General features: G+C 54.3%; 16 protein-coding genes. 12 read left to right on the top strand and 4 right to left on the bottom strand.

Annotated elements, in window-relative coordinates; all coding sequences use genetic code 11:
- Nucleotides 1–65 precede the first annotated feature (65 nt).
- Entirely contained in the window at nucleotides 66–626 is a 561-nt protein-coding gene (locus tag AAGQ96_RS20065; protein WP_342754404.1) for a GNAT family N-acetyltransferase, read from the bottom strand.
- 341 nt (nucleotides 627–967) lie between these two features.
- Between AAGQ96_RS20065 and AAGQ96_RS20060 the strand changes: the two genes are divergently transcribed.
- The 4 genes from AAGQ96_RS20060 to gntU all read left to right on the top strand — a co-directional run bounded on the left by AAGQ96_RS20060 (nucleotide 968) and on the right by gntU (nucleotide 4,875).
- Nucleotides 968–1,663 carry a pirin family protein gene (locus AAGQ96_RS20060; protein WP_147200164.1) on the top strand — a complete coding sequence of 232 codons (696 nt, stop codon included), beginning with the start codon at nucleotides 968–970 and terminating at the stop codon, nucleotides 1,661–1,663.
- Nucleotides 1,664–1,754: 91 nt separating this feature from the next.
- On the top strand, nucleotides 1,755–2,750 hold the full coding sequence (gntR, locus tag AAGQ96_RS20055; RefSeq protein ID WP_147200163.1) for a gluconate operon transcriptional repressor GntR: 996 nt from the start codon (nucleotides 1,755–1,757) through the stop codon (nucleotides 2,748–2,750).
- 241 nt (nucleotides 2,751–2,991) lie between these two features.
- A complete protein-coding gene (gntK, locus tag AAGQ96_RS20050) occupies nucleotides 2,992–3,525 on the top strand; it encodes a gluconokinase (protein WP_147200162.1) in 534 nt (177 codons plus the stop codon).
- Between the two features lie 9 nt (nucleotides 3,526–3,534).
- A complete protein-coding gene (gene gntU, locus AAGQ96_RS20045) occupies nucleotides 3,535–4,875 on the top strand; it encodes a gluconate transporter (protein ID WP_342754403.1) in 1,341 nt (446 codons plus the stop codon).
- A 67-nt stretch (nucleotides 4,876–4,942) separates the two neighbouring features.
- Here gntU and AAGQ96_RS20040 read toward each other — a convergent pair whose 3' ends face one another.
- Complete coding sequence (locus AAGQ96_RS20040; RefSeq protein ID WP_147200160.1) at nucleotides 4,943–5,536, bottom strand: YhgN family NAAT transporter; 594 nt, start codon at nucleotides 5,534–5,536, stop codon at nucleotides 4,943–4,945.
- Between the two features lie 281 nt (nucleotides 5,537–5,817).
- On the opposite strand from AAGQ96_RS20040, the gene asd reads away from it, so the two are divergent.
- Nucleotides 5,818–6,927: an aspartate-semialdehyde dehydrogenase gene (gene asd / locus AAGQ96_RS20035; protein WP_147200159.1), complete on the top strand. Its 1,110-nt coding sequence runs from the start codon at nucleotides 5,818–5,820 to the stop codon at nucleotides 6,925–6,927.
- A 195-nt stretch (nucleotides 6,928–7,122) separates the two neighbouring features.
- Here asd and AAGQ96_RS20030 read toward each other — a convergent pair whose 3' ends face one another.
- Nucleotides 7,123–7,332: a hypothetical protein gene (locus tag AAGQ96_RS20030; protein WP_147200158.1), complete on the bottom strand. Its 210-nt coding sequence runs from the start codon at nucleotides 7,330–7,332 to the stop codon at nucleotides 7,123–7,125.
- Between the two features lie 105 nt (nucleotides 7,333–7,437).
- Here AAGQ96_RS20030 and glgB point away from each other — a divergent pair, with 105 nt between their 5' ends.
- From glgB to glgP, 5 genes are all read left to right on the top strand, one after another.
- Nucleotides 7,438–9,624 carry a 1,4-alpha-glucan branching enzyme gene (gene glgB / locus AAGQ96_RS20025; protein WP_147200157.1) on the top strand — a complete coding sequence of 729 codons (2,187 nt, stop codon included), beginning with the start codon at nucleotides 7,438–7,440 and terminating at the stop codon, nucleotides 9,622–9,624.
- The gene (glgX, locus tag AAGQ96_RS20020) at nucleotides 9,621–11,606 is read left to right on the top strand and encodes a glycogen debranching protein GlgX (protein WP_342754402.1); all 1,986 of its coding nucleotides are present in this window, start codon (nucleotides 9,621–9,623) and stop codon (nucleotides 11,604–11,606) included. Before glgB ends, glgX begins: the two co-directional genes overlap by 4 nt.
- A gap of 12 nt (nucleotides 11,607–11,618) precedes the next feature.
- Nucleotides 11,619–12,908, top strand: a complete 1,290-nt coding sequence (glgC, locus tag AAGQ96_RS20015) for a glucose-1-phosphate adenylyltransferase (RefSeq protein WP_174822371.1) — start codon at nucleotides 11,619–11,621, stop codon at nucleotides 12,906–12,908.
- A 66-nt stretch (nucleotides 12,909–12,974) separates the two neighbouring features.
- Nucleotides 12,975–14,408 carry a glycogen synthase GlgA gene (glgA, locus tag AAGQ96_RS20010; protein ID WP_147200156.1) on the top strand — a complete coding sequence of 478 codons (1,434 nt, stop codon included), beginning with the start codon at nucleotides 12,975–12,977 and terminating at the stop codon, nucleotides 14,406–14,408.
- A gap of 21 nt (nucleotides 14,409–14,429) precedes the next feature.
- Nucleotides 14,430–16,877: a glycogen phosphorylase gene (glgP, locus tag AAGQ96_RS20005; RefSeq protein WP_147200155.1), complete on the top strand. Its 2,448-nt coding sequence runs from the start codon at nucleotides 14,430–14,432 to the stop codon at nucleotides 16,875–16,877.
- A gap of 63 nt (nucleotides 16,878–16,940) precedes the next feature.
- Here the strand turns inward: glgP and glpD are convergent, their stop codons facing one another.
- Nucleotides 16,941–18,449 carry a glycerol-3-phosphate dehydrogenase gene (glpD, locus tag AAGQ96_RS20000; RefSeq protein ID WP_147200154.1) on the bottom strand — a complete coding sequence of 503 codons (1,509 nt, stop codon included), beginning with the start codon at nucleotides 18,447–18,449 and terminating at the stop codon, nucleotides 16,941–16,943.
- A gap of 226 nt (nucleotides 18,450–18,675) precedes the next feature.
- On the opposite strand from glpD, the gene glpE reads away from it, so the two are divergent.
- A complete protein-coding gene (gene glpE / locus AAGQ96_RS19995; protein WP_342754401.1) occupies nucleotides 18,676–19,020 on the top strand; it encodes a thiosulfate sulfurtransferase GlpE in 345 nt (114 codons plus the stop codon).
- A 28-nt stretch (nucleotides 19,021–19,048) separates the two neighbouring features.
- Entirely contained in the window at nucleotides 19,049–19,867 is an 819-nt protein-coding gene (gene glpG, locus AAGQ96_RS19990) for a rhomboid family intramembrane serine protease GlpG (protein WP_342755596.1), read from the top strand.
- Nucleotides 19,868–19,877: the final 10 nt, after the last annotated feature.

Genomic DNA, 19,877 nt, shown 5'->3' with positions numbered 1-19,877 from the left:
TTAAGTCGTGACTAAAAGGCATTCCTTTTATCAGGAATGCCTTAGGCTATGATTGATATTTAGCGTTAGTAGCCGCCGGTACAAACTCCCGATCCTGCAGGGAATGGATTATTTCCGACGCTATCAATCTGCGTTGCTCTCAGTCGCGCCATATACAGCGCATCAACTTTCCTGCCGTTACGTGTTGCAAACCCTTTTGCCAGGCCTTCGGTTTCAAAACCAAAACGTTGATAGAGCCGGATTGCGCGCTCGTTGTCGGCAAAAACCGTTAGCTCAATGCGTTCGACGCTTAGCCAGTTATCGCAAAGGTTAATCATCTCCTGCATCAATGCAGAAGCAACGCCGCGGCCGCGATAGTTGCAGTCTACGCACAGACCAAACGTGGCGGTATGGCGGCGGCGTGCGCGATCGCTGACCTCCAGGTACATTTCGCCTACCATTTCTCCTTCAATACAGGCAACCAGCCGCTGCCTGCCCGCAGACACGTTCGCAAAACGTTCCTGGAGGAGCGGGAGAGAGGGATGAGGGATTTGTAGCGTATCGGCATAGGTTTCCGGCTGGCTAAGGATCCGGTGCATGGCAGCGGCATCTTCCGGGACGGCATGACGTATCACTATTTCACTCATCTTTACTCTCCTGTTGATGGGAATCCTTCTTAAGATCATGGGCTTTTGTTGTAAAATCAAGCAAAAAAATGGCAGGAAAAACTTTACAAGTGAGAATGATAATGATTATTATTGTCATGCGTTTTCGACATGGGCTTCACGGACCAGACGAAAAAGCACGACATTGCTCACATTGCTTCCAGTATTATTTTAGCCAGCTCGGGTGCTGGCTTTTTTTTTGCCTGCGATTTCTTCCTGCCGTTTTGTCTGTCGAATAATTTGAACAGAGGAGACAGTTTTCTCCGCTATCTTCCCCCTCAGAACCGGTCCAGACTATGTGAAAACGTTGAGGAGGATTGAATATGATTTACTTACGCAAAGCACAAGATCGCGGTCATGCTAATCACGGCTGGCTGGACAGCTGGCATACGTTCTCCTTCGCTAACTACTACGACGCCAACTTTATGGGTTTTTCGGCGCTGCGAGTGATTAACGAAGATGTGATCGATGCAGGCCAGGGCTTCGGCACCCATCCCCATAAAGATATGGAAATTCTGACTTACGTGCTCTCCGGTACGGTGGAGCATGAGGACAGCATGGGAAACAAAGAGCAGATCCCGGCCGGTGAATTCCAGATTATGAGCGCCGGTACCGGTGTGCGTCACTCGGAATACAATGCCAGTAAAGAAGTGCCGCTGCACCTGTATCAGATCTGGATTATTCCAGAAAAAAATGGCATCACGCCGCGCTACGATCAGCGTCGTTTTGATGACGTTCAGGGTCGCCAGCTGGTGCTGTCGCCCGATGCCCGTGACGGATCGCTGAAAGTGTATCAGGACATGACACTGTCTCGCTGGGCGCTGAAACCGGGCGAGCAGGGTGCAGTTGACGTGGACGCAGGCCGTCGGATCTGGATTCAGGTCGTGAAAGGCGACGTGACTGTCAACGGTGAGCAGGCTGGCACCAGCGATGCTTTTGCCATCTGGGATGAGGCAAAACTGGATATTACTGCTGCCAGCGACAGCGAAATTCTGCTGTTTGATCTGCCGCCGGTTTAAGTGACTTCGGGTGCGGTTTTCCGCACCCTTCACCGTTTAGGCGTCATTTTTGTTACACTCTTCCCATCTCCCCTCATGACACTGTCAAACGATGAAGAAGAAAAGGCCGGTTTTACAGGATGTTGCCGATCGTGTGGGCATAACCAAAATGACCGTCAGCCGCTATCTGCGCAACCCCGATCAGGTCTCTGTAGCTCTACAGAGCCGTATCGCTGACGCGCTGGATGAGCTGGGTTACATTCCCAATCGTGCTCCCGATATTTTATCGAATGCGACCAGTCGCGCCATTGGCGTGCTGCTGCCCTCACTGACCAATCAGGTTTTTGCCGATGTGCTGCGAGGTATCGAAGCCGTTACCGATGCGGCGGGCTATCAAACCATGCTGGGCCATTTTGGCTACAGCGCCGAAAAAGAAGAGTTGCAGATGCGTTCGCTGCTGGGCTGGAACATTGATGGCCTGATCCTGACCGAACGGACCCATACGCCTGCCAGCCTGCGCATGATTGAAACCGCAGGTATCCCGGTGCTGGAAATGATGGACTGCGTTTCTCCTTGTCTGGATCTCGCCGTCGGCTTTAATAACGTCGAAGCCGCACGTCAGATGACCCATGCCATTTTGAAAAAAGGCCATCGGCGAACGGTCTATCTTGGCGCACGCCTTGATGAGCGTACTCTGTTGAAGCATCAGGGTTACGAGCAGGCGATGCGTGAAGCGAACCTGCAACCACGCAGCATTATGATGGAAGAAGCCTCGTCATTTTCAATGGGTGGCACGCTGCTGCAATTAGCGCTTGAGCGCTATCCCGACACCGACAGCCTGTTCTGTACCAACGATGACCTTGCCATCGGCGCGATGTTTGAGTGTCAGCGTCGGGGACTGCGGGTGCCGGATGACATCGCGATTGCTGGTTTCCACGGTCATGATATTACGCAGGTTGTGACGCCGGCGCTGGCAACGGTCTTGACGCCGCGTGAAAAAATGGGGCAGGTTTCCGCCACGCTTTTGTTGGCGAGGATTCGCGGAGAACAGACGGGATCGCAGCAGATCGACGTTGGGTTTACGATTTCCGAAGGCGGGAGCATCTGAATTTTTAGCGTTAGCGAGCTCGCATGACGGGTTCAGAGATAACGCACAACGCGGCTAATTTGACCCTTTGTGCCACTCGCACTCTGAATCTGTCATTTTTATGAACCACTTCACATTTACCAGCTTTTTCCTCGCCAGCTGTTGCCATACTCCATGGGCGTCCAGACAATGTTACCGATAACAACGTAACGCTAACAATGAAACGGGCACAATCAAAGCCTCTTCCGCCGGAGTGAATATCATGACTACATCTCTTCCGTCCAACCACGTTTTCGTGCTGATGGGCGTATCCGGCAGCGGCAAATCCGCCGTTGCTAACGCGGTAGCTTATCACTTAAAAGCCGCTTTCCTGGATGGCGATTTCCTCCACCCGCGAGCCAATATCAACAAAATGGCGGAAGGCCACCCGCTGAACGACGACGATCGTAAACCCTGGCTGAAAGCGATTAACGATGCCGCTTTTGCCATGCAGCGAACCAACCAGGTTTCGCTGATCGTCTGCTCCTCGCTGAAGCAGAGCTATCGCGACATTCTGCGCGAGGGCAACGATAACCTGTCATTTGTTTACCTGAAGGGTGATTTCGACACTATCGAGTCTCGTCTGCGCGCGCGCAAAGGGCACTTCTTCAAGCCGCAGATGTTGGTGACGCAGTTCGAAACGTTACAGGAACCGGGTAGTGACGAGGACGATGTGTTAGTCGTGGATATTAATCAGACGCTGGATGAGGTTGTGGCTGCCACCATCGCCACCATCGAAGGTGCGATAAAAAAATAAGTTGGGTGTATGGCTACTGCAACACTGGTATTAACCGCAGCAGGATCCGTATTACTGCTGCTGTTCCTTGTTATGAAAGCACGTATGCATGCCTTTCTGGCACTGATGCTGGTTTCTGTCGGCGCCGGTATTTTCTCCGGCATGCCGCTCGATAAAATTGCTGACACCATGCAGAAAGGCATGGGCGGTACGCTGGGGTTTTTAGCCGTGGTGGTCGCGCTTGGCGCCATGTTCGGCAAAATCCTGCATGAGACCGGTGCGGTCGATCAGATTGCCATCAAGATGTTGAGAACTTTTGGTGAAAGCCGGGCGCATTACGCTATGGGCATCGCCGGTTTAATCTGCGCACTGCCGCTGTTTTTTGAAGTGGCCGTGGTTCTGCTGATCAGCATTGCTTTTGCCGTGGCACGCCGTACTGGCGACAATCTGGTGAAGCTGGTGATCCCCCTGTTTGCAGGCGTCGCGGCCGCGGCGGCTTTCCTGCTGCCGGGACCTGCGCCGATGCTGCTGGCTTCGCAGATGCATGTCGATTTTGGCTGGATGATCGTTCTCGGCCTGTGCGCGGCGATCCCAAGCATGCTGATTGCCGGTCCGCTGTTCGGTAACTTTATCAGCCGCCATGTCGAATTTACCCTGCCGACAGAAACCAATCATCCTGAATTTGAGGAGAGCAAACTGCCGTCTTTTGGCTTCAGTCTGTCGCTGATCCTCTTCCCGCTGGTGCTGGTTGGGCTGAAAACCATCGGTGCGCGCTTTGCTACTGAAGGCACAACGCTGTACGAGTGGCTGGAGTTTATTGGCCATCCGTTTATTGCCATCCTGCTGGCCTGTCTGGTGGCTATCTATGGTCTGGCCTACCGTCAGGGAATGGATAAAGAGCGCGTAATGCAGATTTGCGGCAGCGCATTGCAGCCTGCGGGTATTATCCTGCTGGTTATCGGTGCGGGCGGGGTCTTTAAGCAGGTGCTGGTGGATTCTGGCGTGGGTCCGGCGTTGGGTCATGCGCTGACGGGCGCGGGCCTGCCGGTGGCGCTGGCGTGCTTTATCCTGGCCGGTGCCGTGCGCATCATTCAGGGTTCGGCCACGGTTGCCTGTCTGACCGCGGTTGGCCTGATTATGCCGGTTATTGAACCGCTGCATTATTCAGGCGCGCAGATGGCCGCGTTATCTATCTGTATCGCGGGCGGCTCGATTATCTTCAGTCATGTTAACGATGCGGGCTTCTGGCTGTTTGGCCGTTTTACCGGCGCAACGGAAGGGCAAACGCTGAAAACCTGGACGATGATGGAGACCATTCTCGGCACCACCGGCGCACTTGTCGGCATGGTAGCGTTTGAGCTGCTGTCTTAATGCGTTTGAGCCTGACGGGCAGATGACCTCTGCCCGTCTTTCTCTTTTAATCTTCTTCACTGACAGCTTAAAACTTCAAATAAGCCCGGATCCCATCAAGGAACATCTGGGTCGCCAGCATAATCAAAATCAACCCCATCAGCCGCTCCAGCGCGTTGACGCCTTTCTCACCCAGCAGCCGCAGAAACAGACCGGAAAGCAGCAGGATGGTCACCGTTGCGCCCCAGGCAATCAGCAATGCGCCCACCAGATGGGTAAGTTGATCGGGATACTGATGCGACAGCAGCATTAAGGTGGCCAGCAGTGAAGGACCGGCGACCAGCGGAATGGCTAACGGCACCAGAAACGGTTCTTCTCCGGCGGGTAGTCCGCTGCTGCTGCTCTCCTGTGACGGAAAAATCATTTTTATCGCGATCAGGAACAGGATGATCCCACCGGAAATCGAGACGGTTTCAGTACGCAGGTTGAGGAAGGCAAGAATTTTCTCGCCCGCGAACAGAAAAAGCAGCATGATCACCAGCGCAATCAGCATTTCGCGGATCAGCACCACCCGGCGACGTTTCGGCTCCAGATGCTTTAAAACCGACATAAAAATCGGCAGATTGCCCAGTGGATCCATAATTAACAACAATAATACTGTGGCCGAGATCATTTCAGTCATGGTCAGGCTTCCCTGGTTGTGCGATTAACTGTCGGTTATAAGCAGCACTGCTAAAAAAGGGGCGGCAATCGATTTAATTCACTTGCCACTTTTGCAGCATTTTGTAAGGTGTTCATCAGATCTAATTCTTATCACTTTTACTTTAACAGGCCAGGCATAACTGCCCGCCGTTTCGCTTTCCCTGGCATGCCGCCATTGTAGCCTGGTTGAAACAGGTAAAAGCGGCGAGCGCTGCCAGAAAAACACGATGGCAAGGCAAAGTACCCTGGAGCAGGTGAAACATGAAATCAGTAGGCTTAATTGGTTGGCGTGGCATGGTCGGTTCTGTGCTGATGCAGCGCATGGTGGAAGAGCGTGATTTTGACGTAATCCGCCCGGTGTTTTTCTCTACCTCTCAGCACGGGCAGGCCGCTCCGGCGTTTGGCGGGCAGGCTTCCGGCGTGTTGCAGGATGCTTATAATATCGACGCCCTGAAAGCTCTTGATATCATTATCACCTGCCAGGGCGGCGATTATACCTCCGATATCTACCCTAAACTGCGTGCGGCAGGCTGGAAGGGCTACTGGATCGATGCGGCATCAACGCTGCGTATGCAGGATGACGCGCTGATCATCCTCGATCCGGTTAACCACCACGTCATCCACCAGGGGCTGAATAAAGGCATTAATACGTTTGTTGGCGGGAACTGTACCGTCAGCCTGATGCTGATGTCGCTGGGCGGCCTGTTTGCTCACGATCTGGTTGAATGGGCTTCCGTTGCCACCTATCAGGCGGCTTCCGGCGGCGGTGCTCGCCATATGCGTGAGCTGCTGGCACAAATGGGCATGCTGCACGATGGCGTGGCAAAAGAGCTGCAAAACCCGGCTTCAGCCATCCTGGACATTGAACGTAAGGTCACTGAAATGAGCCGTAGCGGCGTACTGCCGACGGACAACTTCGGCGTACCGCTGGCGGGCAGTCTGATCCCCTGGATCGATAAGCAGCTGGAAAACGGCCAGAGCCGTGAAGAGTGGAAAGGCCAGGCGGAAACCAACAAGATTCTGCAAACGGCTAACACCATCCCGGTTGATGGTTTGTGCGTGCGCGTGGGTGCGCTGCGCTGCCATAGCCAGGCCTTTACGCTGAAACTGAAAAAAGACGTGCCGCTAAACGAAATCGAACAGCTGCTGGCTTCACACAATGAGTGGGTCAACGTTGTGCCGAACGACCGCGAACTGACGATGCGTGAGCTGACGCCTGCGGCAGTAACCGGTACGCTGAAAACGCCGGTAGGGCGCCTGCGTAAGCTGAATATGGGGCCAGAGTATCTTTCTGCCTTCACCGTCGGCGACCAGCTGCTGTGGGGCGCTGCCGAACCGCTGCGCCGTATGCTGCGTCTGCTGGTAGATTAATGTTTTAGCTTTACACCGCTTCTGCTCAGGCAGGGGCGGTGAAGCTGTAGCCCGTCAATCCACAGCATCGATTTCCTTTATTTTGTAAGAAACAGATCGTTTCTCTTCCTTTTTTACTTTGCCTTATCGCCTCCAACAGAGAGCTTGTCCGCTTACCGCCGGGGCTGAACTCTTGCTGAAATATTCTGTTATTCCCTAATGTTGTTCAATAATTTGACCACTAAACCATGAAAGTTTGATCTGAAAACCATATTTTTCTTCATTCCGTGCTGGCTTTACTTGCGGCTTAGCTATGCTTACCCATATCGCCTGATCAGCAGGATCCCGGAATTCGGCTCCAATCCCGATCGAAAGCGTTTGAGTATCCAACTGAAGTTGTCGCACGCTGCGGCGGTTCTTTCGCACAGGATTGCTCCACCCGTCAGCGTGTTTTTGGCTCAATGAAGAGCAGTGCATTCCTCGATCGCAATATCGAGCGAATCGTCTGCCATTTATCACGGGAAGAGAGACATGCCTGAGCTTACGGATCGTCGGCTTATTAATGCGTTAATTTCCGGTCATTATGCAGACCCTTTTGCGCTCCTTGGTATGCACCAGACTGAAAACGGTCTTGAAGTGCGAGCGCTGTTGCCAGATGCCACAGAAGTTTGGGTGATTGAAACCAATACCGGACGAAAATGTGCTCAACTGGAATGCTTTGATTCAAGGGGTTTTTTCCATGGCATTATTCCGCGCAGGAAGAATCCCTTTCGCTATCAGTTAGCCGTAACCTGGCATGGACAGCAAAACCTCATTGACGACGCCTATCGTTTTGGTCCGCTGCTGGCCGAACTGGATAGCTGGCTGCTGGCCGAAGGCACCCACTTACGCCCTTACGAATCAATGGGGGCGCACGCCGAAGTGATCGATGGCGTTATCGGCACCCGCTTTTCGGTGTGGGCACCGAATGCACGCCGTGTGTCGGTCGTAGGGGATTTCAACTTTTGGGATGGCCGCCGCCATCCAATGCGTCTGCGCCAGGAAAGCGGCGTATGGGAGCTGTTTGTGCCCGGCGCGGTAACGGGGCAGCTGTATAAATATGAAATTATTGACGCCAACGGCCTGCTACGGCTGAAGTCCGACCCTTACGCTTTTGAAGCGCAAATGCGACCGGACAGCGCCTCAATGATTTGCGGCATCCCGCCCAAAACCACGATGTCAGAAGCGCGTCAGCGGGCCAACGATTTTGACGCCCCGATTTCCATTTACGAGGTACACCTCGGTTCCTGGCGACGTCATACCGATAACAACTACTGGTTAAGCTATAAAGAGCTGGCCGAGCAGCTGGTGCCCTATGCGAAAGAGATGGGCTTTACCCACCTCGAACTGATGCCGATTAACGAGCATCCGTTTGACGGCAGCTGGGGCTATCAGCCCACGGGTATGTATGCGCCGACGCGCCGCTTCGGTACGCGTGATGAGTTCCGCAACTTTATCGCTGTCGCCCATCAGGCTGGCCTGAACGTGCTGCTCGACTGGGTGCCTGGCCATTTCCCGGCCGATGACTTTGGCCTGGCAAAATTTGACGGAACCGAGCTTTACGAACATGGCGACCCGCGCGAAGGCTTTCATCAGGATTGGAACACGCTGATTTATAATTTTGGCCGTCGTGAAGTCAGTAACTACCTGACAGGCAATGCGCTGTACTGGATAGAGCGCTTCGGCATCGACGGCCTGCGCGTCGATGCCGTGGCGTCGATGATCTATCGCGATTACAGCCGCAAAGCAGGGGAATGGATACCTAACCATTTCGGCGGTCGGGAAAATCTCGAAGCCATTGCGTTCCTGCGCTATACCAACCGCACGCTGGGCAATGCCGCGCCCGGCACCATCACGGTTGCAGAGGAGTCCACCGACTTCCCGGGCGTATCACGTCCTTCAGAGACCGGCGGCCTGGGGTTCTGGTTTAAATGGAACCTGGGCTGGATGCACGACACGCTGGATTATATGAAGCTGGATCCGGTGCACCGTAAGCATCATCACCATAACCTGACCTTCGGCATGCTCTACAACTCGACCGAGAATTTTGTGCTGCCGCTGTCGCACGATGAAGTGGTACACGGCAAGCGCTCAATTCTGGATCGTATGCCTGGCGATGCCTGGCAGAAGTTTGCCAATGTGCGCGCCTATTATGGCTGGCTGTTCGGTTTTCCCGGTAAAAAACTGCTGTTTATGGGCAATGAATTTGCCCAGGGCAAAGAGTGGAACCACGATATCAGTCTCGACTGGCATCTGCTGGAAGGCGAAGACAACTGGCATAACGGCGTGCAGCGTCTGGTGCGCGACCTGAACCATACCTATCGTGACCAGCCGCCGCTGTATCAGCTGGATTTTGATCCGATGGGCTTTGAATGGCTGGTCGTTGATGACTATGAAAACTCCGTATTCGTCTTTGTGCGGCGCGATCGGGAAGGCAATGAGCTGATCGTGGCCAGTAACTTTACGCCGGTACCTCGCCATCATTATCGCTTTGGCGTGACGCAGCCGGGCAGCTGGCGCGAAGTGCTGAATACCGATTCTGCCCATTATCACGGCAGCAATCTGGGTAATCTGGGCGAAATCAAAAGTGAAGCGCTGCCCAGCCATAATCGTGAACACTCCGTCAGCATGACTCTGCCACCGCTGGCGACGGTGTGGCTGGTGAGGGAGGCGTCATGAGCCTTATGCAGCCCGGACAACCAACCCCATCCGGGGCGTCGTACGACGGCAAAGGCGTAAACTTTACGCTGTTTTCCCAGCATGCGGAGCGGGTAGAGCTATGCCTGTTTGACGAGTATGGTCGCGAGACGCGGATGACGTTACCGGGCCGCACCGAAGATATCTGGCATGGCTATCTGCCGGCGATTAAACCCGGGCAGCGCTACGGCTATCGTGTCCATGGTCCCTGGCAGCCTGAAGCGGGGCATCGCTTCAATCCCTACAAGCTGCTGGTCGATCCCTGCGCGCGAGAAGTACAGGGCGAAGTCACGGACGATCGGCGCTTCCAGTGCGGTGAAAAGATTATGGACACGACCGACAGCGCTGAGATCGCGCCGAAAAGCGTGGTGCTGGCCGATGATTTTGACTGGGAAGATGATAAGCCGCCGCGTGTACCGTGGGGCTCAACGGTTATCTACGAAGCCCACGTTCGTGGCCTGACTAAACGTCATCCGGGGATCCCGCCAGAGATTCAGGGCACCTATGCGGCGCTGGGTCATCCGGTGATGATTAGCTATTTCAAACGGTTAGGCATCACCAGCCTCGAACTGTTGCCGGTGGCGTATTTTGCGCATGAGCCACGCCTGTTACGGTTGGGGTTGAAGAATTACTGGGGGTATAACCCGCTGGCCACCTATGCGCTGGACGGGCGCTACGCTTCCGGCATGCACGGCCTGCATCCACGTGACGAATTTCAGCAGGCGGTTAAAGCGCTGCACGAGGCGGGCATCGAAGTGATTCTGGACGTGGTATTTAACCATACCGCCGAGCTGGATGAGTGTGGCCCAACCCTGTGCAAACGCGGCGTAGACAACAAAAGCTTCTACTGGCTGGATGAAAAAGGCAAATATGAGAACTGGACCGGCTGCGGTAACACCCTGAACATCAGCCATCCCAACGTACTTAACTGGACGCTGGAATGCCTGCGCTACTGGGTTGAAGTCTGTCATGTGGATGGTTTTCGCTTCGATCTTGCAACCGTGCTGGGTCGTACGCCGGAATACTATCCGCACGCGACGTTCTTTGAGCTGCTCGCGGCCGATCCTCTGCTTTCACAGTGCAAGATGATTGCCGAACCCTGGGATATTGGACCAGATGGCTACCAGGTGGGAAATTTCCCCGAGCCGTTTGCCGAATGGAACGACCAGTATCGTGACGCTATGCGCCGCTACTGGCTGCACGGCGACATTTCCAACGGGCATTTTGCCAGGCGTTTTGCCGGGTCCAGCGATATTTTCCAGCGCGGCGAACGACGGCCGTCGGCCACCATCAACCTGATCACTGCCCATGACGGTTTTACCCTGACCGACGTGGTGTGCTTTAACAAAAAACATAACGAAGCCAACGGCGAAGACAATCGCGACGGTCATAACAGCAATTTCAGCCATAACCATGGCGTGGAAGGCTTAAACGCGCCGCTGCTGATTGCGGAGCTGCGCCTGCGTAGCGTTCACGCGTTACTGACTACGCTGCTGCTGTCGCAGGGCACGCCGATGTTGCTGGCAGGTGATGAACATGGCCACAGCCAGCACGGCAACAACAATGCCTACTGTCAGGACAACGAACTGACCTGGCTCGACTGGGAAAAAAACAACAGCGGGCTGTTCGCTTTTACCGCCGCACTTATCCACCTGCGAAAACGTATTCCGGCCCTGGGACTGGATCGCTGGTGGGAAGTGGGCGATGGCAACGTGGAATGGCTTGGCCCGGACGGACAACTGATGACCGCCAGAGAGTGGCGACACGGTGAGCATCGTATGCAAATCCGTTTATCGCAGCACTGGCTGATTACGCTTAACGCCACCGAAGAAGTGTGTGAGATCAAGCTACCACCGGGGAAATGGCATGCCATTCCTCCTTTTGCCGGGGATGATAACCCGATTTTGTTAACTGTCTGGCATGGACCAGCCCACGGCGTGTGCGTGTTCCAAGAGCAATCATAACAGGAGTCAGACATGGCCTACTTAGATAAGAACGATCCCATGATGCTGGCGAGGCAACTGCCGGCACAAACTGTAGCCCTCATCCTGGCGGGTGGACGCGGTACGCGGCTGAAGGATCTTACCGCGAAACGTGCCAAGCCTGCCGTCCACTTTGGCGGGAAATTTCGCATTATCGATTTTGCTCTGTCGAATTGTCTGAACTCCGGGATCCGACGGATCGCTGTGATCACTCAGTATCAGTCGCATACGCTGGTGCAGCATATCCAGCGCGGCTGGTCGTTCCTCAATGAGGAAATGAACGAGTTTGTCGACCTGCTACCTGCGCAGCAACGGCAGGCGACGGAACACTGGTATCGCGGAACGGCTGATGCCGTGACGCAGAACCTCGACATCATTCGCCGCTACCAGGCGCAATATATCGTGATCCTTGCCGGTGACCATATCTACAAAATGGATTACTCACGCATGCTGTTGGAGCACGTTGAGAACGGGGCGAAATGCACGATCGCCTGTTTGCCGGTGCCGATTGAAGAAGCCAGCGCATTTGGCGTGATGGCGGTGAATGATGACAATAAGGTCGTTGATTTCCTTGAAAAACCTGCCGATCCGCCGCATATGCCCGGCGACGAGACGCAGGCGCTGGCCAGCATGGGGATCTACGCATTTGATGCAGAATATCTCTATCAGCTGCTGGAAGATGACCTGAAAATTCCTGAATCGAATCACGATTTTGGCAAAGACATTTTGCCGAAAATTGTCGCGACGGGTGAAGCGCTGGCGCACTCCTTCAGCGTTTCCTGCGTGCAAAGCAATCCTGACGCGCCGCCTTACTGGCGCGATGTGGGAACGCTTGAGGCGTACTGGAAGGCGAATCTCGATTTGGCTTCCGTGACGCCAGAACTGGATATGTATGACCGTGAATGGCCCATCCGCACGCATATGGAGCCGCTGCCGCCGGCAAAATTTGTGCAGGATCGTTCGGGCAGTCACGGTATGACCATGAATTCACTGGTATCGGGAGGCTGCATTATTTCCGGTTCAGTGGTGGTGAACTCGGTGCTGTTTTCTCGCGTACGAATCAACTCTTTCTGCAATATCGAATCCTCTGTGTTGTCGCCGGACGTGGTGGTAGGACGCTCCTGTCGTCTGCGCCGCTGCGTTATTGATCGCGCGTGCGAACTGCCGGAAGGGACGGTAATCGGGGAGAACCCGGATGACGATGCGCGCCGTTTCTACCGTTCGGAAGAAGGGATTGTATTGGTAACTCGTTCCATGCTGGCAAAGCTGGGATGGCGCAGTTAGCCGTAAAACAGGGTCAGGCGTATCTGATGCGGAGGAACGCGTCAGAACACAGTTAAGGAGCCGATAATGCAGGTTTTACATGTCTGTTCAGAAATTTTCCCGCTGTTGAAAACCGGCGGGCTTGCTGATGTTGTTGGAGCATTACCGGCGGCGCAGATTGCAGAAGGTACTGACACCAGAGTTTTGATTCCGGCTTTTCCCGATCTGAAAAAGGGAATTCCTGAAACACAAGTTGTCGCCAGACTGCAAACCTTCGCGGGATATGTTGAGCTGCTTTACGGCAAGTTCAACGGGGTGGGGATTTACCTGATTGATGCGCCGGGCCTGTACGATCGGCCCGGCAGTCCGTATCACGACGAATCACAGTTCGCCTATACGGATAACTATCTTCGCTTTGCGCTGCTGGGCTGGATGGGGTGTGAAATCGCCTGTGGACTGGACACCTTCTGGCGGCCAGAAGTGGTGCACGCGCACGACTGGCACGCCGGACTGACCTGTGCCTATCTTGCCGCGCGCGGTCGTCCGGCAAAGTCAGTCTTTACCGTACACAATCTGGCGTACCAGGGACTTTTTTACGCGCATCACATGGAAGAAATCCAGCTGCCGTGGTCGTTTTTCAATATGCACGGGCTGGAGTTTTACGGACAGATCTCCTACCTCAAGGCCGGACTGTTCTATGCCGATCACATTACGGCGGTTAGCCCGACCTATGCGCGCGAAATCACGCTGCCGGAATTTGGCTACGGAATGGAAGATTTGCTCAAACAGCGTCAGCTGGAAGGGCGGCTTACCGGCATTCTGAACGGGGTTGATCCTGCCATCTGGGATCCGGCGGAAGACCTGTTGTTAACGGCCCGCTATAACCGCGACGTGCTGGACGCCAAGCAGGAGAATAAACGCCAGCTGCAAATTGCGATGGGGCTGAAGATTGATGACAAAGTGCCGGTCTTTGCCGTGGTCAGCCGCCTGACTAAGCAAAAAGGTCTCGATCTGGTGCTGGAAGCGCTGCCGGGTTTACTTGAGCAGGGCGGTCAGCTGGTGCTGTTGGGTGCCGGAGATGCGGTTCTCCAGCAGGGATTCCTGGCGGCGGCGGCGGAATATCCGGGGCAGGTAGGCGTGCAGATCGGTTATCACGAGGCGTTTTCGCACCGCATCATGGGCGGTGCCGACATTATCATGGTGCCCAGCCGCTTTGAGCCTTGCGGCCTGACGCAGTTGTATGGTCTGAAGTACGGCACGTTGCCGCTGGTCAGGCGTACCGGAGGGCTGGCCGATACGGTACACGACAGCTCGCTGGAAAACCTTGCCGATGGCATTGCCAGCGGTTTCGTCTTTGAAGACAGTAACGCCTGGTCACTGCTGAGGGCGATTCGTCGGGCCTTTGTGCTGTGGTCTCGTCCTTCACTGTGGCGCTACGTTCAGCGCCAGGCGATGGGGATGGACTTTAGCTGGCAGGTGGCCGCCGTGGCCTACCGCGATCTCTATCAACGACTGTTGTAATCAGAAATCGGGAAATTTGATATGAACGCACCTTTCATCTATACCGCCCCGACGCTCAGCGTTGAGGCGTTAAAGCATTCCATCGCTTATAAACTGATGTTCACCATTGGCAAAGATCCCTCGATTGCCAATAAGCATGAATGGCTGAACGCCACGCTGCTGGCGGTGCGTGACAGAATGGTCGAGCGCTGGCTGCGTTTTAACCGTGCGCAGCTGTCGCAGGATGTGCGTCAGGTCTATTACCTGTCGATGGAGTTCCTGGTTGGCCGCACCTTATCCAATGCGCTACTGGCGATGGGCATCTATGAAGATGCCCGCGCCGCGCTGGAAGAGATGGGTTTCGATCTGGAAGAGCTGATCGAGGAAGAGAGCGATCCGGGATTGGGGAACGGCGGCCTGGGTCGCCTCGCCGCCTGTTTCCTCGACTCGCTGGCAACGCTCGGCCTGCCGGGGCGCGGCTACGGTATCCGCTATGACTACGGCATGTTTAAGCAGAATATTGTCGATGGACGTCAGGCGGAATCCCCGGACTACTGGCTGGAATATGGCAATCCCTGGGAGTTCCAGCGCTTCAATACGCGCTATAAAGTGCGTTTTGGCGGACGTATTCAGGTGGAGGGTAACCGCTCCCGCTGGCTGGAAACCGAGGAGGTGTTGGCAACGGCCTATGATCAAATCATTCCAGGTTTCGATACCGATGCCACCAATACCTTACGTCTGTGGGGCGCGCAGGCCAGTAACGAAATCAATCTGGGGAAATTCAACCAGGGGGATTATTTTGCGGCGGTAGAAGACAAGAACCATTCGGAAAACGTGTCGCGCGTGCTCTACCCCGACGACTCCACCTATTCCGGACGTGAGCTGCGTCTGCGTCAGGAGTACTTCCTGGTATCGGCAACCGTGCAGGACATTCTTAACCGTCACTGGGCGATGCACCAAACGTTTGATAATCTTGCAGATAAAATTGCCATTCACCTGAATGATACGCATCCGGTGCTGGCGATCCCCGAGCTGATGCGGCTGCTGATCGATGAACATAAGTTTGGCTGGGACGATGCGTTCGAAGTGACCTGCCAGGTGTTCTCTTATACCAACCATACGCTGATGCAGGAGGCGCTGGAGACCTGGCCGGTCGATATGATCGGCAAGATCCTGCCGCGTCATTTGCAAATCATCTTCGACATCAATGACTACTTCCTGAAGACGATCCAGGATTACTACCCGGATGATTGGGATCTTCAGTCGCGCATCTCGATCATTGATGAAAACAATGGCCGACAGGTGCGCATGGCCTGGCTGGCCGTGGTCGTCAGTCATAAAGTTAACGGCGTTTCAGAACTGCACTCCAATTTGATGGTGCAGTCGCTGTTTGCTGACTTTGCCGCGCTGTTCCCGGGACGATTCTGCAATAAAACCAACGGCGTAACGCCTCGCCGTTGGGTTGCGCTGGCAAATCCGTCTCTTTCCGAAGTGCTGGATGAAACCATTGGTCGCAACTGGCGCACCGAGCTGAGCCAGTTGGACGAGCTGAAACAGCATATCGATTATCCCGGCTTCCTGAAGCAAATTAGCGACTCCAAGCTGCTCAACAAAAAGCGGCTGGCCAGCTATATTGCCCAGAAAATGGATATTGTTATCGATCCTCATGCGCTGTTCGATGTGCAGATCAAACGTATTCACGAATACAAGCGTCAGCTGTTGAACGTGCTGCACGTTATCACTCGCTATAACCGGATCAAAGCCGATCCCGACGCTAACTGGGTGCCTCGTGTGAATATTTTTGCCGGTAAAGCCGCTTCGGCTTATTACATGGCAAAACACATTATCCACTTGATTAATGACGTGGCGACGGTGATCAACAACGATCCGCAGGTTAAAAACAAGCTGAAAGTGGTGTTTATCCCTAACTACAGCGTCAGCCTGGCACAGATCATCATTCCGGCAGCCGATCTTTCTGAACAGATCTCGCTGGCGGGAACCGAGGCTTCCGGCACCAGTAACATGAAGTTCGCACTGAACGGCGCACTGACCATTGGTACGCTGGACGGCGCGAACGTTGAGATGCTGGAGCATGTGGGAGAAGAGAATATCTTTATTTTCGGCAACACCACGCCACAGGTCGAGGCGCTGCGTACCAGTGGCTATAACCCCCACAAATTCTACGAGCAGGATGCCGAGCTGCATCAGGCATTAACGCAGATTGCGACCGGCACATTCAGTCCGCAGGAGCCAGGTCGTTATCGCAATATCTTTGACTCGCTGGTGAATCTGGGTGATCACTATCAGCTGCTGGCGGATTACCGCAGCTATGTGGATACGCAGGATAAAGTGGATGAACTGTATCGACAGCCGGAAGAGTGGACGCGGCGAGCGCTGCTGAATATCGCCAATATGGGCTATTTCTCTTCGGACAGGACGATTCAGGAATACGCCGATGAGATTTGGGGAATTAAACCGATTCGGCTGTAGGCATAACCGTGAAGAACAAAAAAGCCGGCGCTGATGCCGGCTTTTCAGTTTTTACTGCATTGGTTACGACGCCAGCGACAGTGCAGGCTTCTTCGCATGCTGCGCCAGCCATTCACCTACGCGGGCGCGCTGCGCATCATTCAGCCACATACCTTCTTTGGTGCGGCGCCACAGCGCATCATCCTGCTCGCGTACCCATTCGTTTTCAACCAGGTAACGCAGCTCCGCTTCATAGAAGTGATGACCAAACAGTTCGCCCAGGTCTTCCAGGCTTTTCGCCGACTTCAGGAACAGCTCGGTATTGCTACCGTAAGTACGCGCGTAGTGGCGCGCCATCACTTCGGTAATAAACGGATAACGACGACGCAGGCTTGCCGCATAGTCTTCACGCGTACCGGCAATGTCACCGCCCGGCAACACGCAGGTTTTGGTCCACGCCGGGCCGGCTTTTGGATAGTACTTAACCAGTTTTTCCATCGCCGCTTCGGCCAGCTTGCGATAGGTGGTCAATTTACCGCCAAAGACCGACAGAAGCGGTGCCTGGCCGTTGTCGTCACGCACATCCAGCGTGTAATCGCGGGTGATCGCCTGCGGTGAATCGGACTCATCATCACACAGCGGGCGCACGCCGGAGTAAGACCAGACAATGTCGCTTTTGCTCAGCGTCTTTTTGAAATGGCTGTTAAAGACTTTCAGCAGATATTCAGTCTCGTTATCGTCGATATGAACGTTTTTCGGATCGCCTTTGTACTCAACGTCGGTGGTGCCGATAATGGAAAACTCGTCCATCCACGGGATCACAAACACGATACGGTTATCTTCGTTTTGCAGAATATAGGCTTGCTTCTGTGTGTGAACGCGCGGAACCACAATATGGCTGCCTTTAATCAGGCGGATGCCGTAAGGGGATTTCAATTGCAGACCGTCATCGAACAGCTGCTTAACCCACGGGCCAGCGGCGTTGACCAGACCTTTCGCCTGCCAGGTTAGCGTTTTGCCGGAATCGATATCTTCCGCTTCCACCGTCCACAGGCCGTTCTCACGCCAGGCACGTGTCACTTTAGTGCGGGTGCGCACTTCGCCGCCGCGTTTCTCAACTTCCTGTGCGTTCAGCACAACCAGGCGCGCATCATCTACCCAGCAGTCGGAATATTCGAAACCGCGCGAAATTTCAGGTTTTAGTACTGAGTCTGAGCCGAAACGCAAACCTTTACTGCCTGGCAAGCTGGTGCGTTTACCCAGATGATCGTACATAAACAGACCCACGCGGATCATCCATGCCGGGCGCAGGTGCGGACGGTGCGGCAGGCGGAAACGCATTGGGAAAGCGATATGAGGGGCCATTTTCAGCAGCACCTCACGTTCGGCCAGCGCTTCGCTGACCAGACGGAATTCATAGTGTTCCAGGTAGCGCAAGCCACCGTGGATCAGTTTCGAGCTGGCGGAAGAGGTGGCGCAGGCCAAATCTTGCGCTTCCAGCATCAGCACAGACAGGCCGCGTCCTGCGGCGTCTGCCGCAATACCAGCGCCGTTGATGCCGCCGCCGATTACGATCAAATCTTTGGTTTCCACGTCATCTCCCCCGATGTTCGGAATAGTTCTTAAATGTTCGTTTTCGAGCATATAATAAGCGCAAAGCGACATTGACGCCAGTGTTAACCGAATAAAAACATTTATGCGTGATGTGGGTAACATAATTGAGGGGCAAAAAGGGCATTAACCTTTCGTTTTATTGGGTTATTGTCAGCATTGTTCACGATACAATAGCGGCCAACTTTCCTTATTTGAGATTCTGCCCATGGAACAATTTGAGTGCATCAGCGTACAGCAGGCGCAGTCACAGCTGGCCGATAACAAAGCGCTGCTGGTCGATATTCGCGATCGCCAAAGTTATGACGCAGCGCACGCGAGCGGCGCAATTCATTTGACGAACGAGACGCTGGCACCTTTGCTTGAGCAGGCTGATTTGTCGTTACCGGTACTGGTGATGTGCTATCACGGTATCAGCAGCAAAAGCGCCGCTCAGTATTTGCTTAGCCAGGGATTTGAACAGGCTTGCAGCATTGATGGCGGCTTTGAAGCCTGGCAGGCGACATTCCCGCAGCAGGTCGAATCATCCGCCCGCCAGACGGCCGCCTTTTAGCTCATTAACAGGGAATTTTCAGGCGATGATGCGCATTACCGATTTCTCCAATCCCCGCATGGCGCAGGCTTTTGTGGACTATATGGCTACACGCGGCATCAGTTTGCGGATTGAGCACGACAACCACTATACGCTGTGGCTGGATGACGATTCGAAAGTAAATCTGGTCGAAAACGAACTCAATCAGTTTCTCCGCGAGCCTGAACATCCTCGCTATCAGGCCGCCAGCTGGCATTCCGGCACCACGAACAGCGGTATCGAATACCAAAGTTCTTCATTAATGGCCAATATTCGCGAACGGGCAGGCCCGCTGACGCTGTCGGTGATGGCTGCCGCGGTTTTCGTGTTTCTCCTGATGCAGTTTGTCGGGGACCAAACCGTGATGAGCTGGCTCTCCTGGCCTGATGAAGATCAGCATTTTCAGGTTTGGCGCTGGTTCACGCATGCGTTGCTGCATTTTTCCGTGCTGCATATCGTGTTTAATCTGCTCTGGTGGTGGTATCTGGGCGGTGCAATTGAAAAACGCCTCGGCAGCGGTAAGCTGTTTGTTATTCTGCTGATTTCAGCGCTACTGAGCGGGTGGATGCAGGCTAAATTCAGTGGCGTTATGTTCGGCGGCCTCTCTGGCGCGGTCTATGCGTTAATGGGATATGCCTGGCTCAGAGGTGAACGCGATCCCGAAAGCGGCATCTGGCTTGAACGTGGACTGATGGCATTTTCAGTGGTCTGGTTGGTTGTCGGCTATATGGGCTGGTTTGGCCTGTCAATTGCTAATGCTGCGCACGTCACCGGTCTGCTGGTCGGCCTGGCGATGGCGCTTGCCGATACCTGGCGGAAAAAAGCCTAAAACAGAAAGC

Origin of the sequence: Pantoea sp. MBD-2R, assembly GCF_039134845.1 — a bacterium.
GTDB lineage: Bacteria > Pseudomonadota > Gammaproteobacteria > Enterobacterales > Enterobacteriaceae > Erwinia.
The sequence above is the reverse complement of the archived record's forward strand: the minus strand, read 5'-3'. Positions and strand labels throughout refer to the sequence as shown.